General features: G+C 45.2%; 11 protein-coding genes. 9 read left to right on the top strand and 2 right to left on the bottom strand.

Features of this window, described 5'->3' with window-relative positions; translation table 11 throughout:
• Window positions 1-17: 17 nt before the first annotated feature.
• On the top strand, window positions 18-1,562 hold the full coding sequence (locus tag ABDW33_RS14410; protein WP_343690770.1) for a CotH kinase family protein: 1,545 nt from the start codon (window positions 18-20) through the stop codon (window positions 1,560-1,562).
• 104 nt (window positions 1,563-1,666) lie between these two features.
• On the opposite strand, the gene ABDW33_RS14405 is transcribed toward ABDW33_RS14410, so the two are convergent.
• Window positions 1,667-2,371 carry a DUF4198 domain-containing protein gene (locus ABDW33_RS14405; protein WP_343690769.1) on the bottom strand — a complete coding sequence of 235 codons (705 nt, stop codon included), beginning with the start codon at window positions 2,369-2,371 and terminating at the stop codon, window positions 1,667-1,669.
• 170 nt (window positions 2,372-2,541) lie between these two features.
• On the opposite strand from ABDW33_RS14405, the gene ABDW33_RS14400 reads away from it, so the two are divergent.
• The 8 genes from ABDW33_RS14400 (at window position 2,542) to ABDW33_RS14365 (ending at window position 15,035) form a co-directional block, all read left to right on the top strand.
• Window positions 2,542-3,618: a FecR domain-containing protein gene (locus ABDW33_RS14400; RefSeq protein WP_343690768.1), complete on the top strand. Its 1,077-nt coding sequence runs from the start codon at window positions 2,542-2,544 to the stop codon at window positions 3,616-3,618.
• A gap of 195 nt (window positions 3,619-3,813) precedes the next feature.
• The gene (locus ABDW33_RS14395; protein ID WP_343690767.1) at window positions 3,814-7,161 is read left to right on the top strand and encodes a SusC/RagA family TonB-linked outer membrane protein; all 3,348 of its coding nucleotides are present in this window, start codon (window positions 3,814-3,816) and stop codon (window positions 7,159-7,161) included.
• A 5-nt stretch (window positions 7,162-7,166) separates the two neighbouring features.
• Complete coding sequence (locus ABDW33_RS14390) at window positions 7,167-8,615, top strand: RagB/SusD family nutrient uptake outer membrane protein (RefSeq protein ID WP_343690766.1); 1,449 nt, start codon at window positions 7,167-7,169, stop codon at window positions 8,613-8,615.
• A gap of 13 nt (window positions 8,616-8,628) precedes the next feature.
• Window positions 8,629-9,441 (top strand): DUF4843 domain-containing protein, encoded by an 813-nt coding sequence (locus ABDW33_RS14385; protein ID WP_343690765.1) that lies wholly within the window; start codon window positions 8,629-8,631, stop codon window positions 9,439-9,441.
• Between the two features lies 1 nt (window position 9,442).
• Complete coding sequence (locus ABDW33_RS14380) at window positions 9,443-10,861, top strand: PKD-like family lipoprotein (protein WP_343690764.1); 1,419 nt, start codon at window positions 9,443-9,445, stop codon at window positions 10,859-10,861.
• Between the two features lie 19 nt (window positions 10,862-10,880).
• Window positions 10,881-11,990 (top strand): TlpA disulfide reductase family protein, encoded by a 1,110-nt coding sequence (locus ABDW33_RS14375; protein ID WP_343690763.1) that lies wholly within the window; start codon window positions 10,881-10,883, stop codon window positions 11,988-11,990.
• 116 nt (window positions 11,991-12,106) lie between these two features.
• On the top strand, window positions 12,107-12,694 hold the full coding sequence (locus ABDW33_RS14370) for an RNA polymerase sigma-70 factor (RefSeq protein ID WP_343690762.1): 588 nt from the start codon (window positions 12,107-12,109) through the stop codon (window positions 12,692-12,694).
• 268 nt (window positions 12,695-12,962) lie between these two features.
• Window positions 12,963-15,035 (top strand): cellulase family glycosylhydrolase, encoded by a 2,073-nt coding sequence (locus ABDW33_RS14365; protein ID WP_343690761.1) that lies wholly within the window; start codon window positions 12,963-12,965, stop codon window positions 15,033-15,035.
• Between the two features lie 189 nt (window positions 15,036-15,224).
• Here the strand turns inward: ABDW33_RS14365 and ABDW33_RS14360 are convergent, their stop codons facing one another.
• Window positions 15,225-15,398, bottom strand: coding sequence for a hypothetical protein (locus ABDW33_RS14360; protein WP_343690760.1), 174 nt, complete (start codon window positions 15,396-15,398; stop codon window positions 15,225-15,227).
• Between the last annotated feature and the right edge of the window lie 424 nt (window positions 15,399-15,822).

The raw sequence follows: 15,822 nt of genomic DNA, 5'->3' as shown, positions 1-15,822 counted from the left end.
CTCTTACCTCTATCCACATGGAAAAACTACGTCCTTTACCAGGAAGACACGCTTTGTTATTATGCATCCTCATTGCCTTCGCTTCCTGCAAAAAAGAAGTGCTGATTCAAACCTTATCATCAGACGATGCACCTGCCGCCACTAACTATTTCAACCGTTTCTGGCTCGATACGTCCTACAACCGCCTCTACCTGAACGACACCATCCATATGACCATCAGTGGCAACACCATCACAGGCAGAATTCCATATTATACTGATCTCAGCACATTAATTCCTTCTTTCGAAACACCGGGTGCCGCTGTCACTGTCAACGACAGCCTGCAATACAGCGGCATCACCCCGCAGAACTTCAAAAAACATCCAGTCTATACCGTGACCGGTAAAGACGGTGCTAAAACCGCCTACACTGTCAACCTGGTGAACTTTACCGGGCTCCCTGTTGTCAAAATAAAAACTGCCGCAGCAGTTACCTCCAGGGAAACCTACGTCAAGGGCTCCGTCACCATTGATGGCGCAGGCCAATACGACGACCTGGGCGAAGTCACTATGCAGATAAAAGGCCATGGTGGCACCACATGGGGAAATCCTAAAAATCCCTACAGGATAAAATTCGATAGTAAAACAGCCGTACTTGGCGAACCGAAGGCCAAAGACTGGCTCCTCATCGCTAATTATTTTGATAAGACCATGCTGCGCAATGCCATCTCCCTCTATATGGGTCAATTGAGCAACCTGGACTGGACACCGCACGGACACTTTGCTGAAGTATTCATGAATGAAGTTTACATAGGCACCTACCTGGTAACAGAGAAAATAGAAACCGGCAGCAACCGGGTAAATGTTGGTGACAATGGGTACGTACTCGAAATAGACCAGATCAGCAAACTAGCTGCTGACGATGTATTCTTCCAGACCATGGGGATTCTCTGCACAATCAAAAATCCCACCGTCAGCGCAGGTGATGAAAAGTATAACTATATAAAAAACTTTGTAAGCGCCGCGGAAATCGCTTTATATAGTCCAAACTTCACCGACACCTTAGAAGGTTATAATAAATACCTGGATGTAAACAGTTTTGTTGACTGGTACCTGATAAATGAGATCACGAAAAACAATGATGCTATCTTCTATTCCAGTTGCTATATGAACCTGAAGCCGGGCGGCAAATTAAAAATGGGACCTATCTGGGACTTTGATATTGCTATGGGTAATGTCTACTACAATAATAACCAGGATTATACCGGCTTCTGGATCAGGAATGCTGTATGGATCAACCGCCTCTTCGAAGATCCGGCCTTTGAAGCCAAAGTCAAAGCGCGATTCCGGTATTTTAAATCAAAAGAAGATGCAATACTGGCTTTCATTAACAAAAATGCCGCAGACCTGAAATGGTCAGTGATCGAAAATAACAACAAGTACAATACACTATATAATTACACCTTCCCGAATTATGCTATCTGGGGTTCGTACGATAATGAGGTGTTGTATATGAAGACATGGCTGCACAACAGGATCATGTGGCTGGACCAGGCATTCGCGACAACCACTTTACCCAATTAAAGCAGGAAGCGGTCGTGTGCCATGTAACCTGAAAATAATTCCACGCCTGACCGGCGCTCAGAAGTTTCAGGGTACGTAACAGACGACCGCTTCCATCCGGTTATTTACTTCTTTACCTGCACACTATGCGTTATAATGTGTACGACTGATTTATAAGGTTGATCATGATGTGTACCCTCCACCTTCTCTGTATAAGAAGCTTCTACCAGGTGCTGTCCCGCCTGTACAGGTGAAAAGTTCGCCACACCATTCTCACCGCTCTTCAATTCCTTCACCCATCCATCGGGAGAAATGACTTCCACCTTTGCTGCTGCCAGTGGTGCCTTATCTTTATATACTGTCAACGGCACACTGCTAAAACCTTTCGGTTCTTCTACTCCCGGTACGACTGACAGGAACGTACCTCCTGCCAGGTGAGAAGCACTCTCCTTACCCACCACCACTGTAGCACTGGCATAATATTCTATCCTGGCTTCTCCATATATTGTTTCCACCGTGTGGCTGATGGTCAGGGTATAAGTACCTTCTGTAGCAGGTGTAAACTGACCATTCAGGCTCCTTCCGTCTGCCTTGAGGGAAATTTCTTCACGGGTGCCGGCTGGTGTGGTGACAAACAATCTGACATCCTTCATATTGCTGAACCAGTTGCTCACTGAGTCCCTTTCGTTGGCAGCATATTCTCCCAGAAAGACCCGTACATCCTGTGCTTTGTTCTTCGTGCCTTTCAGGGCGGTTTCAATCCAGACTGCATGGGCTGATGCAAAAAATGCGCACAACAGAAGCGCAACGCTGAGGGTAATTTTCTTCATATAAGTGAAATTTTGCCGCAAAATGCACAAATGGTAACGGACGCGTAACGCCAATCCGAAATTTCATTTACGCAAAAGGGAAACCGCCCGCCCATAGAGGCCAAAATTTTTTTTTTAAAATCTATATGACCTTTTTACCCTCTTCTTGTCTTTAACATATACCACCACTAATGAAGGACAACCAATATCTAATAGAACTACTGGAAAAATATCAGGCAGGCAATATTTCTGAAGAAGAAAAAGCAATGCTGGAATCCTGGTATAATACAGCAGCAGCCTCCGGGGACGCCGCTATGGACAATACTGAAGTACAGGAAAGCCTGCAGCACATCAAAGCCAGGTTACCCTTGCCCAGGCAAGTCAATTACTGGCCCAGGATGGTTGCCGCCGCTGCCGTGGTATTATTGGCAGGTGGTTCACTACTTTATTTTACCCGCAGGGGAACGGAACATCAGCCAACGCCTTTGTCCGAAAAGGCTGATACAATCCGTGCAGGGGGCAATCATGCCATTCTGCAACTGGCTTCCGGACAGCAGATAACGCTGAACAGCCAGCAAAAAGGTATCGTGCTCAAAGGGAAACAGGTCCTCTATAACGACGGGCATGAAGTAACTACAGCCAATAGCAATATACAGCTGCAATACATGCAACTGATCACGCCAAAAGGAGGACAATATCAAATCACCCTTCCAGACGGCACCCTGGTATGGCTCAATTCTGCCAGCAAACTGACCTACCCCGACCACTTTGAAGGGGAAAACAGAAAGGTGGAACTGGAAGGAGAAGCCTATTTCGCTGTCAGCAAGGATGTCCATCCCTTTATTGTAAAAAGCCGCGGACAACAGGTACAGGTACTGGGTACCGAATTTAATATCATGGCCTATGCCGATGAAAGCGAGATTCAGACAGCACTGGTATCAGGTGCAGTCAAAGTAAATGAAACGGTTCTTAAACCGGGGTTTGAGGCCCATTATTCACCTGAGGGGATACAGGTGGTAGCTAGCAATCTAAAAATGGTAACAGCCTGGAAAAACGGCTGGTTTTACTTCAGGGATGCCAGTCTACAAACCGTCATGAACCAGCTGCAACGCTGGTATGACATAGAAGTTATATATCAATCAGAAAGAAAAGGAGATGAGTTCAATGGACAAATACCGCGGGATAAACCGCTGAATAAGGTTTTGGAGATTTTATCACTTTCAGGGATCAACTTTAAAATGAATGGCCGACAATTAATCGTATACTAATCTATTAATTACATGAATATCGTACTCCGTCCTCCTTGATAAATATTTTATTTATCTGATTTCTCGCGTACCACAACGAAGAAAAAAGCTGGTAAGTGCAGCAACACCTACCAGCAGAAAACAATGCCTTGCCAGCCCGCATGTCGAAGCTTCGGGTAGCAACTGGCTATGCTTTTATTAAAATCAACCAAAAGTATGTATTTTAATCTTTGGGCTAAAATATTTATTAGCCGGAAATCGCTGTGTACCGGCGTTTCACTGTTTCTGGTACTCATTTTCCTAAGTATTCAGGGCCATGCTCAGGTCACTATCTCTGCTAAAAACATTCCTCTCGATCAGGCATTTGATCAACTCAGCAACCAGACAGGCTATACTTTCTTTTATAACAACAAAGACGTTCGTAAACTCGGGAAAGTAGATGTAGCCATCAAAAATGTAAGCCTGGAAACAGCTTTGGGACAACTGTTAAAAGGACTGCCGCTCAACTGGCATATTGTGGACAAAACTGTCGTGATCAAGGCGACTACGCCCAGCCACGTACAGGATACCGTAAAAGAAATCAATGGTATTGTAAGAAACCGGATCAATGAACCCCTGCCCCGCGTCAGCATCCGGGTAGGGAATGAAGTATACCAGACCAACAATGACGGTGAATTCAAATTGAAGGTCACGGACGACGATGCCCCCATCACATTTAGCTTTATCGGCTACCAGTCTGCCATATACAGGGCAACACAGGCGAGGAACGGCCGGCTCAATGTCATTCTTGAAGATGCCAAGATCGGCCTGAGCGAAGTAGTGGTGAACGGCTACCAGGAAATACACCGGGACAATTATACAGGCACCGCCGTTGTTGTCAGCGGGGAGAAACTGAAAGAACTCAGTCCGCAAAACCTCCTCCAGGGTATGCAAATGGTAGACCCTTCTTTTAAAATCCTCAACAACAACTTTAACGGTTCCAATCCGAATAGCATGCCGGTCATCAACGTGCGGGGATCTTCTGCCCTGCCCACTGGTAGTGATGGCATTCTGAGAAGAGATAATATCAGCAGCTCCGTGAACCTGCCGGCCTTCATCCTTGACGGTTACGAAGTAAGCCTCGAAAAGGTCTTTGACCTCGATATGAACCGCATTGCCTCTGTTACCCTCCTCAAAGACGCCGCCGCCACTGCCATCTATGGTTCACGCGCGGCAAACGGAGTCCTGGTTATCACCACCAAAGTACCTGCCAATGGCAAACTACAGGTGACCTATAACCATGAAACCAATATCAACGGTCCTGACCTCACAGATTATCATGTACTCAACGCCTCCCAGAAACTGCAATACGAAGTGCAGGCAGGCGTGTACGATGCCGATCAGCAGAAGGTACCTCAGGATGCACTGGATGCTCTCTACTATGAGAAGTTAAAGAACGTAGTAGGCGGTGTCAACACCTACTGGCTCTCACAACCACTACGCACTGCCGTGGGTCAGAAGCATGGCGTATACCTGCAGGGTGGCGCAGAGCATTTCCGGTATGGGATCGATCTCCGTTACCAAACCAGACCCGGTGTCATGAAAGGCTCTTCACGTGATCAATACTCCGGTGGTATGAACTTTAGCTATAACCTGAGCAACCGGATCAAGTTCCAGAACGAACTCACCATCACACAGGTAAAAGCGAAAGAATCTCCTTACGGCAGTTTTGCAGATTATGTTAAGACCAACCCTTACTACCGCATGACCAACGACAACGGCCTTGTGCTGCGGGAACTGGAAACATGGAGTGACAGAAATGGTGACGGTGGCGCCTATCAATATGACTACGTGCTGAATCCATTATACAACTCCACCCTGAGCAGTTTTAATCACAATAACTACGCCGAGGTCATCGACAATTTTGCCGCAGAATTCGAACTGGCCAAAGGATTGCGGGTGCGCGGACAAATGAGTCTCACCACCAGGCAAACCAATGGAGACGCCTTCCTTTCTCCACTGGCCAATGAATACTACTTCTATGCTGCGTCAGAGACAGACCAGAAAGGCTCCTATACCAGCAGCAACACCAAAGAAACCTACTGGGACGGAAATATCCGCCTGAACTATGTGAAACAATTGCATGATCATAGTATCAACCTCGTTGCAGGTGCTAATATCAGAACAGAACTGGCAGACTATTCCTCTTTTACCGCTGTCGGGTTTCCAAATGACCGCTTTACCAGCGTGGGTTTTGCCAAAGGCTATGCAGACGGTGCCCATCCCAGCAGCAATATTGAAAAATCCCGTCTGTTCGGCGATTTCATAAGCACTAACTATTCTTACAAAGACAGGTACCTGATGGATGCTACCTTACGTACAGATGGCTCCTCCAAGTTCGGTACTGACAAAAGACTCGCGCCATTCTGGTCACTGGGTGTGGGATGGAACCTGCACAAAGAAGCATGGTTCGATAATACCGCCATCAGCCAGTTAAGGTTACGCTTCACCACCGGTGTCACCGGCTCTGTACAATTCAGTCCCTATTTATCCCGTACTACCTATTCTTATGACCAGACCAACTGGTATTCTTCCGGCATAGGCGCCATCGTAGACAACTACGGCAACAAGAGCCTTGGCTGGCAGAAAACACGCAGCACAGATTTCGGCTTTGATCTCGGCCTCTTCAAAGACAGGATCTTCTTATCTCCACGCATCTATTATAAGCTTACCAAAGACCTGCTGGCCGATATCAGTCTCGCTCCTTCCACCGGCTTCGGCTCCTACAAGGAGAACCTCGGAGATATGGAAAACAGGGGTATTGAACTCAGCATGCGGGCTGTGGTGGTACAAAACAAAGACTGGGGCGTAAACATATACGCTAACCTCGTACACAATACCAATAAAATTGTGCGCATCTCCAATTCGCTGGAAGCGTATAACGACAAGGTCAACCAGCAGCAGGCAAATAATCCCAATTACAAAGGCGTACCACTGCTTCGCTACAAAGAAGGACAGTCGTACGATGCGATTTATGCCGTACGTTCACTGGGCATAGATCCGCAAAACGGGAAAGAGATCTTCGTAAAACAAAATGGTACCCTTACCTATCAATGGGATGCCCGGGATGTAAGAGTAGTAGGCGACGCCACTCCTTTTGCACAAGGTTCATTCGGTGGTACATTTCATTATAGGAAATTTATGATGAGCCTGAACTTCCAGACAGAATTTGGAGGCGATATGTACAACCAGACACTGGTAGACAGGGTTGAAAATGCCAATCCCCGCTACAATGTAGATAGCCGCGTGTTTGCAGAAAAATGGAAACAACCGGGCGACAGAACATTCTACAAAAGTATCACGGACTGGGGACAAACACAGGTATCTTCCCGCTTTATCCAGCCAAACAATGTACTGTCACTGCAATCCATCTACTGCTCTTATGATCTGCGCATTGTAAAGCAACTCGTACGACTGGGTGTGACTGCCAACGATATTCTCCGCTGGTCGTCAGTGGAACAGGAAAGAGGGATTGACTATCCATTTGCGCGGAGCATCACCTTTTCATTACAAGCTCAATTCTGATCATCATGCGACTCTTAATAACAACACTTATACTGACCCTAACATTTACTTCCTGCAAAAAATGGCTGGATCTGCAACCTGAAAGTGAGATCTCCGACGAGGTGCTGTTTTCAACGCAGGAAGGTTTTCAGGAAGCATTGATCGGTGTATATACCAAATGCTCACAGGAGGCTCTCTATGGCAAAGAACTTACCGTAGGTACGCCCGAAGTGCTGGCTCAAAACTATACGCTTACCGATAATGACAGGTATTACTACCTGAAGACAAGTAAATATGTGTACACAGATCCGGACTTCATCAACAGGAAAGACCAGATCTGGCAGGGTTTATACAATGCAATTGCCAATTGTAACCTGCTCCTTTCAAATATAGACAACAAGCAAAAGATCTTTACGGGTAGCAACTATGCCCTCATCAAAGGAGAAGCACTGGCCCTCAGAGCTTATCTGCATTTTGATTTGCTGCGCATGTTTGCACCTGTTACGCCTACCGCAACCGGCATTCCTTACGTAACCAGGTATACCAAAGACATCACACCGATGTCAACGGTAGGTGCGGCACTGGACTCTGCCATCAATGACCTTAAAAAGGCAAAGGAATTATTGGCTATCGATCCGATCATCAGCAAGTCCTATATAATAGGCTATCCAGCGCAGACAGATACCACCCTGAACACGGAGGAAAGCAACCCGGTATTGTTCCTGCAAAACCGCCGTCACCGCTTAAACTACTACGCTGTATGTGGTACACTGGCAAGGGTATATCTCTATAAGAATGATAAGACAAACGCGCTTGCCAATGCAATGGAAGTAATCAACTCCAAAAAGTTTCCCTGGACCAATAACAGCGATTTTCTGGCAGTAGATGATGATAAAAAAGATCGCATTCTTTACAAGGAATTGCTGTTTGGATGGTATATACCTTCTATGGCCAAGACCTACAAGAATTCATTTTTCCTGTCTGGCACCAGTGGTATTCACATCGCAGAAAATGCAGGACAATATATATACGAAACCGGTGGAGCCGGTGCGGACGATCTTCGCTACAAAGAATGGCTGGTGTCCAGCAGTGGTAATACCTCCAATACACTTAATGTGACCAAGTACATGCACAACACCGACAACACCGCCACAGATGCCAACCTGCATTATATGATGGCACCGGCTATCCGTTTAAGCGAAATGTACTACATCGCTGCAGAATGTTCCAATGATGCTACGTATCTGAATACCGTGCGCACCCATCGGGGAATTGGTAGTCCTGTCACAGGCGACCTGATCACCGAACTGTTGAAAGATTGCCGTAAGGAATGGTACGCTGAAGGTCAGATCTTTTACATGTACAAAAGGCTGAATCATGACATCTACAACCAGAACGGCAGCAGCATTCCTGCATCAGACAAAATATTTGTATTACCACTTCCAAATGACGAAATACTTTATGGCGGAAGATAAAAAACACTACACCATGAAAGCAATCTATATCATCTTATTGATGAGTCTATTGGCAGCCTGTAAGAAAGCAGACGAACTCCGCTTTGATCACACAGCAAATGTCCATTTCAACTTAAGTGGTAGCGACAAGGATAGCATTGTGTATACGTTCGCATATACTCCTACGCTTTCAAAAGACACGATCTGGCTTCCCGTGCAGCTTGCAGGCATAGCCACCAATACAGACAGGACTTATAACGCCTATGTAGAAACTGATTCTTCGTCGGCAAAATCAGGCGTTCATTTCGAACCGCTGAAATCCGGTTATACACTGAAGGCAGGTACAGGCACGGCATTTCTACCTGTGATCATCTACAACGTAGCAGATCTCGAAAATGCAGCGGTGTCGCTCATGATCAAACTTAAAGGTAGCAACGACCTGGGTATAGAGATCCCGACAGGTGACGATGGCGGCAGTATCCTGAAAGCGAAAATTGTCTTCTCCGCGATGCTTACCCAGCCTAACTGGTGGAGTATGTGGCTGGGAAGTTATTATTCCCGTACCAAGCACCAGCTCTTCCTGATCGTAACAGGTGTAACCACCCTTACTACCAACGGACTGGATGCCCCCAGGAATTTGTATATCGCCAATTTGCTCACAACGATGCTCAATGATCCATTTAAGTGGGTCGCCAATAATCCGGCGAAAGGATACATACTGGAACCAGATGGTGCTAACTACTATTTCTACAATAAGGACAATCCTAACAGGAAAATACTTTTGCGCAAAAACACAGCAACTGGTAAATATTATTTCATTGACGAAAACGGTGAGGAGGTAAACTAATATGAAAAATCATCTTACAATCATCATCTGCTTTTTACTGCTGACCGCATGCTATAAGGACAAGGGGAATTATGATATCAATATGCCGCCGACACCGATCGTCACCGGCCTGGATTCAATTTATAATGTTGTTGTCGGGGATAGCCTGATTATTACCCCGAAAGTGACCATCAGTAATACAGACTCGTTAGCATTGGAGTGGCGCATCAGCTCACCGGAAGTAGCGTCAGGCGCCCTGAATTTTACCGGTCCCTCACTGCGAATGCTCTTTGGCTTACAATCCAACCTATACACTGCCAGGCTGACGGTGTATAACAAGAAAAATGGAATACGGTATTACTTTCCATTTCTGATCCAGGGTATAACAGCATTTACTGCAGGTACCACTGTATTAAGTCTTGATAACGGCGTGACAAGACTTTCCTTCATCACACCGGGAGGTGAAGTAAAACCCAATATTTATGAAACCGTAAACGGACATTCGCTGCCACCAAATCCTTTAGCACTGTTCTATATGAAAGATAAACAGCAGGCGGATATGGCACTGGGCTACTGGATCGTTTGTAAAAATGGAGGAAGAAGGTTGAATGTAAGCAGCCTGCAGGATGATCCCACCTATCCCAATACATTGGCCGCTAATTTCTTTTCAGCGCCGGACACCATTGTTGTAGGATCTATGCAACAGGCGATCCGGGGTTCCATGACAGGGATTATCAATGATAAGTTCTACGCCGGTTTTACACTCACCTGGAATCAGGCGGCCACTTATGGAATGTTTGGCGATTATGCTACCGGCAATTACAACCTGGCACCGTCTTTCATCTCCACCTTTATCAATGGCCAGTACTCCTACATTGCATTTGAAAAAGACAAACAGCAGTTTGTACGCATCAGCGGCACGCCTTACTATTATGGTACACAGTATACCACGACCAGCACCACTGCTTTCGATCCTACAAATGTGGGTATGTCCCTGATCCATATGGAACAGATCAACAGCGGAGATTGCTTTGCTTATTGTAAAGGTTCGGATGGTACCGTGTATGAATTAAAGTTCACCGTGAGCTTTACGAATAGTCCCTACACTTTCACACCCGTACATAAACGCGCCTTTATACAGCAGTCACTGATCAATGAAAACACCAAATGGCAGGCTGCGATCAATGGGGTACTGTACCTTACCTCAGGCGAAAAGGTGTACAGATATAATCCTTTGAACCAGGAAGTACGTGCACTGGAGACCAGCTTCAATGGCAATACCGTATCTATGATCAAGCTTTCTGACAACCAGGATACACTCATTGCAGGTGCAGGCAACTCATTGTACTACATGGACATCAGCACAGGCAAATACGGTGTGCTGACAAAGACAATCACAGGTATTCCCGGGCAGCCGGTTGACATGGCATGGCGCCCATAACTTTTAAAAACTATTAACAATGCATAAATTCATTTTATCCTTGCTACTGCCGGCAATAGGCGTAGCACAGCAAAAGAGCTTCGATATTCAGGGATCAGCACCAGTCGCTAAAAATGGCTGTAAAGTATACCTGAATTATCAAAATGACGGCAAATTAGTCCTGGATTCCACCGTCGTAAAAAATGGTCAGTTTTCATTTAAAGGAAGCGTGCATGAATTATCCTATGCACGCATGGTCTTCGATCATGAAAACAAGGGTAGCTATTGGGTACTCAATTTAGGAGACCGTTCCTACTTCTACCTGGCTAATGAAACGTACAGGATTGCCGTAAAAGACTCCCTCAAGAAAGCAACGTTCACCGGTTCTCCCACCCAAAAGGTGTACGCAGCCTACCTGTCACAGATAGGTGGTGGATTTATGAATATTATCGATTCTGCCAACCAGGAGATGAGTGTGGCAGATACAGCAGCAATTCCCGCTATCCGTAAAAAGTATGACGGTAAATTTGCTGCCATGCGTGAAAAAGAGATAAAATTCATAAACGCTCACCCGGATTCCTATTTTTCCATCATCGCATTGACAGATGTGGCGAACAGAGCACCAATGAATGAAGTCGAAACAATGTTCAACAGCCTCAGCGAAAAGGTACGCACCACAGCTCCCGGCAAGGAAATGAAGTCACGCATCGTAGCCACCCATACCATACAGGTAGGGCTGGCAGCGCCTGATTTCGAGCAACCGGATGTAAACGGCAAGGCCGTAAAACTGTCTGACTTCCGTGGCAAGTACGTGCTGGTAGACTTCTGGGCCAGCTGGTGCCATCCATGTAGAGAAGAAAATCCTAATCTGAAAAAAGCATATGGCGTGTTTAAAGACAAAGGATTAGAGGTACTGGCCGTGTCACTGGATGATAAGCAGACCCGCAATGCATGGATCAAAGCCATTGACACAGATGGCCTGCCATGGATACATGTGTCAGATCTGAAAGGCTGGCAGAACCAGGTAGCGGTACTATACGGTATCAGGGCTGTTCCACAGAACTACCTCGTAAACCCGGAAGGTAAAATTGTCGCACAAAACCTGAGAGGCCCGGAATTGTCAGCCAGACTGGCAGAATTTATACACTAACTGTCCTCGCATATTCCCTGATTCACGGGTGTATCATATTAATCTATGATACACCTTTTTTTTTATCATTATTTTTTATACTTTTCTTTCGACGTTGTTCATCTAACATTATATACTTGGCAAAAAGTGACATTGCATTAGAATTACTATCGGACCAACAACTTCTTCAGCTGCTTGCAAAGGGAAGCCAGGCGGGCTATACCGTTATTTATGCGCGGTATAGCGAAATACTGTTCAGGCATGCTTATAAAATGCTGGAAGACCGGGCAGAAGCGGAAGACGTGATACAGGAGGTATTCCTGATGCTGTGGACGAAGAGAGCCGAGGTAGCGGGCGCTACGTCTCTTTCCGGCTATCTGTATACCAGCGTACGCAATCGTATATTAAATCATCTTACACACCAGAAAGTAATCGATAAATACCTGGACAGCATGCGTACCTATGTAGAAGCAGGTGGATACACAGCCGATGAACAGCTACGCGAAAAAGAACTGGCAGCCATCATAGAAAAAGAGATCGGGGCCATGCCTCCTAAAATGAGGGAGATCTTTCTGATGAGCCGGAATGAGCAGCTCTCACATAAATCTATAGGAGAATTGCTGAATATTTCTGACAAAACAGTGAAGCAACAGGTGTATAAGGCTGTGAAGCAATTGAAAGGAAGAGTTGAGCATTTCCTGAAAGTGATTCCTTTGCTACTGTAAATTTAAATAGCGCCGCTTATACACGATCAATATACTTCTAAGATAATCACTCCTTTATATACTTTCTTGTTCCAACCCTTCTCTCCTTTCAAATTTATTCTATATTTGACCCGAATTCCTATGTGCGTTTTTACATTCCCTATCACTTAAAAACCACATGAAAACTGAATCAGGATGATCCTATGCAGGTTTTTCTTCCCATATCATAAAAACCTCCTGGCACTATCGTGGATATCCTATCTCAATCAAAATAACCTAAACAAGCAAAATGAAAAAAACAGTAATCCTCTTGACAACCCTGCTGCTCGCGGTTTATTGCTACGCACAATCGCCCGTATCCCTCAATGGTCAATTGAAAGTAGTCGGCACCAAACTTTGTAACAAAAATGGTTATCCTATCCAGCTCAGGGGAATGAGTACCCACGGTATCCAATGGTATGCCGGTTGTATCACCGATGCTTCGCTGGATACCCTTAAAAGTGACTGGGGTGCAGATATTGTCCGCATCGCCATGTATGTACAGGAAGGTGGTTACGAAACCAATCCTTCGTACTACACGTCACTGGTAAAAACTTTCGTGGACAAAGTCACTGCCCGTGGCTTGTATGCACTCATCGATTTTCATATCCTTACGCCCGGCGATCCTAATTACAACACCAGCAGGGCTAAAACATTCTTCACGGATATTGCGAACACTTACAAAAATTACAACAACGTTTTGTATGAAATATGCAATGAACCCAACGGAGTAACCTGGGCCACGATCAAGAACTATGCAGATCAGATCATTCCACTGATCAAGGCAATAGACGACGATGCAGTGATTTGTGTGGGTACCAGGGGGTGGTCCTCGCTGGGCCTTTCTGAAGGCAGTACCTCTCAGGAAATCCTGAACAACCCACTCACCTATCCCAACGTGATGTATAGCTTCCACTACTACGCCAAAAGCCACCAGGATTATTACATCAATCACCTTGACTGGGCTGCTGACCGACTGCCCATCTTTGTGACAGAATTTGGTACACAGGAAGCATCTGGCGATGGCGCCAATGACCTGGCCATGAGCCAACGATACATGGACCTCTGCAGGAACAAAAAGATCAGCTGGACGAACTGGAACTTCAGTGATAATCCTTTGAGCGGCGCCGTATGGAACAGCGGTACCTGCGCTGGTAATACCTGGACGCCCGGTCAACTGAAGGAAGCAGGAGTATTCATAAGGAATAATATGCGGACGGCCGATGATTTCGGATCTGCTAATAACAGTACTAATATCGCACTTGGTAAAACCGTCACTGTATCTTCTACAGAAAGCTCCACCACTTCATCACTGGCAGGTTCCAATGCAGTAGATGGAAATACCAGTACCCGCTGGGCTTCTGCACTCTATGCAGATCCGCAATGGATCACAGTAGACCTGGGTAGTACCTATAATATCTCCGGCGTAAAACTGACCTGGGAAGCCGCTTATGCAAAAGACTACCTGGTGCAGGTATCATCGGATAATACCAACTGGACAACAGTAAAAACAATTGCAGGCAATACAAGTACAACCAACGAACATACGGGTTTATCATCCACAGGAAGATATGTACGTATCTATGGTACTGCCCGTGGCACGACTTATGGCTATTCATTATATGAACTGGAAGTGTATGGCACCAGTACCAGCAATCCTAACCTGGCACTAAACAAAGCAGTGACTACATCATCAGTTGAAACGACAGGTCTGGAAGGTCAGTATGCAGTAGATGCCAATACAGCTACCCGCTGGTCGGCTACTATGTATGCAGATCCCCAGTGGATCACAGTAGACCTGGGTAGCAGCTATAACATCGGGGAAGTAAAAATAAGCTGGGAGGCCGCTTATGCAAAAGATTACCTGGTACAGGTGTCAACAGATAATACCAACTGGACCACAGTAAAAACGATTTCCGGTAATACAAGTCTGACGAATGATCATACCGGCTTATCTGCAACTGGCAGATACCTTCGTATTTATGGTACAGCCAGAGGGTCTGCTTATGGTTATTCTATCTATGAACTGGAAGTGTATGGCAACAGTAGTGCTGCAAAACAAGCAGCAGTCAACACTACCAGTAAGCTGCAGGACATCGTTGTATATCCTGTGCCGGCACATGACCAGGTAACAATTCACCTGCCAGCCGGAGAACAGAAAACCTATATCAGCCTCGGTGATATGAGCGGTACAAAATATCGTACGATCAGTACTACTGATAAGGTGTATAATATGAATATTGAAAAATTACCAGCTGGGATTTACTATATCATGATCCAGCAGGGAGCACAACGAACGATTAAAAAAATAGTAAAACAATAAAATAAAACAGAGCTGTCTCTTCCCTGCGCAGGCTTGCGCTATGTATTTTCAGGAACTGCAGCTGATTCAATAGCCGAAGTACAGCAGTTTCAGTTCAGAAAAATGTAGTTATATCCAGGAAGAAAAACAGCATTATTCCTGTGATAAAAGGAGCTGTCTCATATCAATTGAGACAGCTCCTTTATAGTTTCACAATTCTTCTTTCTTAATCCAGCCATTCTGCTTTGCAATCCTTTGGCTTACTTTCTCCTTTCTCAGCCGGTTAGCTTCTGATTCCCTGTATACCCTATAGCTAACCATGATGCCATCTTCGTTCACACGTTCTACCCATTCATCTTCCTGTTCTTTCATGTTTTCTTCCATAACTGATTATTTTTATTGTTTTAACTTAAAAACGATGTAATTAAATAAGTCCTTATTAGTTATTTTCCATTCGTTGGTCAATTCTATTAAATTAGGTACTACCTTACTCCCTTTTAATCGGGCCAGAAAATCAAACGAATCTGACTTCCTTAAATCAATTTTTTCTACATGCAACATTGTAATTTGGTTTTAAATCAAACAATGGACGATAACTAAAAACAAAAAATGCCCTATGACACGGATATCTCCGCACCTCAGGCATTCATGTAATAATTTATCGCAGGAAAAATATTAGTCTGAAACTGTTAGCAATTCTAAGTTAAACAGAATTCGGTTATAAAAAAACAATTTTCTAACGCGTACGACTAAATAAATACCCTACTAAAAAAATGCGCGCCTCACGATCAGAATAACATTATTTCAT

Origin of the sequence: Chitinophaga sp., assembly GCF_039596155.1 — a bacterium.
In the GTDB taxonomy this organism is placed as follows: Bacteria; Bacteroidota; Bacteroidia; order Chitinophagales; family Chitinophagaceae; genus Chitinophaga.
Note: the sequence above shows the minus strand (reverse complement) of the source record. Positions and strands in the feature narration are given on the sequence as shown.

What these genes read in the sequence shown, in the direction of transcription:
- ABDW33_RS14410 (WP_343690770.1), top strand. Translation starts at nt 18, where the DNA reads ATGGAAAAACTACGTCCTTTACCAGGAAGACACGCTTTGTTATTATGC.
- ABDW33_RS14405 (WP_343690769.1), bottom strand. Translation starts at nt 2,371, where the DNA reads ATGAAGAAAATTACCCTCAGCGTTGCGCTTCTGTTGTGCGCATTTTTT.
- ABDW33_RS14400 (WP_343690768.1), top strand. Translation starts at nt 2,542, where the DNA reads ATGAAGGACAACCAATATCTAATAGAACTACTGGAAAAATATCAGGCA.
- ABDW33_RS14395 (WP_343690767.1), top strand. Translation starts at nt 3,814, where the DNA reads ATGTATTTTAATCTTTGGGCTAAAATATTTATTAGCCGGAAATCGCTG.
- ABDW33_RS14390 (WP_343690766.1), top strand. Translation starts at nt 7,167, where the DNA reads ATGCGACTCTTAATAACAACACTTATACTGACCCTAACATTTACTTCC.
- ABDW33_RS14385 (WP_343690765.1), top strand. Translation starts at nt 8,629, where the DNA reads ATGAAAGCAATCTATATCATCTTATTGATGAGTCTATTGGCAGCCTGT.
- ABDW33_RS14380 (WP_343690764.1), top strand. Translation starts at nt 9,443, where the DNA reads ATGAAAAATCATCTTACAATCATCATCTGCTTTTTACTGCTGACCGCA.
- ABDW33_RS14375 (WP_343690763.1), top strand. Translation starts at nt 10,881, where the DNA reads ATGCATAAATTCATTTTATCCTTGCTACTGCCGGCAATAGGCGTAGCA.
- ABDW33_RS14365 (WP_343690761.1), top strand. Translation starts at nt 12,963, where the DNA reads ATGAAAAAAACAGTAATCCTCTTGACAACCCTGCTGCTCGCGGTTTAT.
- ABDW33_RS14360 (WP_343690760.1), bottom strand. Translation starts at nt 15,398, where the DNA reads ATGGAAGAAAACATGAAAGAACAGGAAGATGAATGGGTAGAACGTGTG.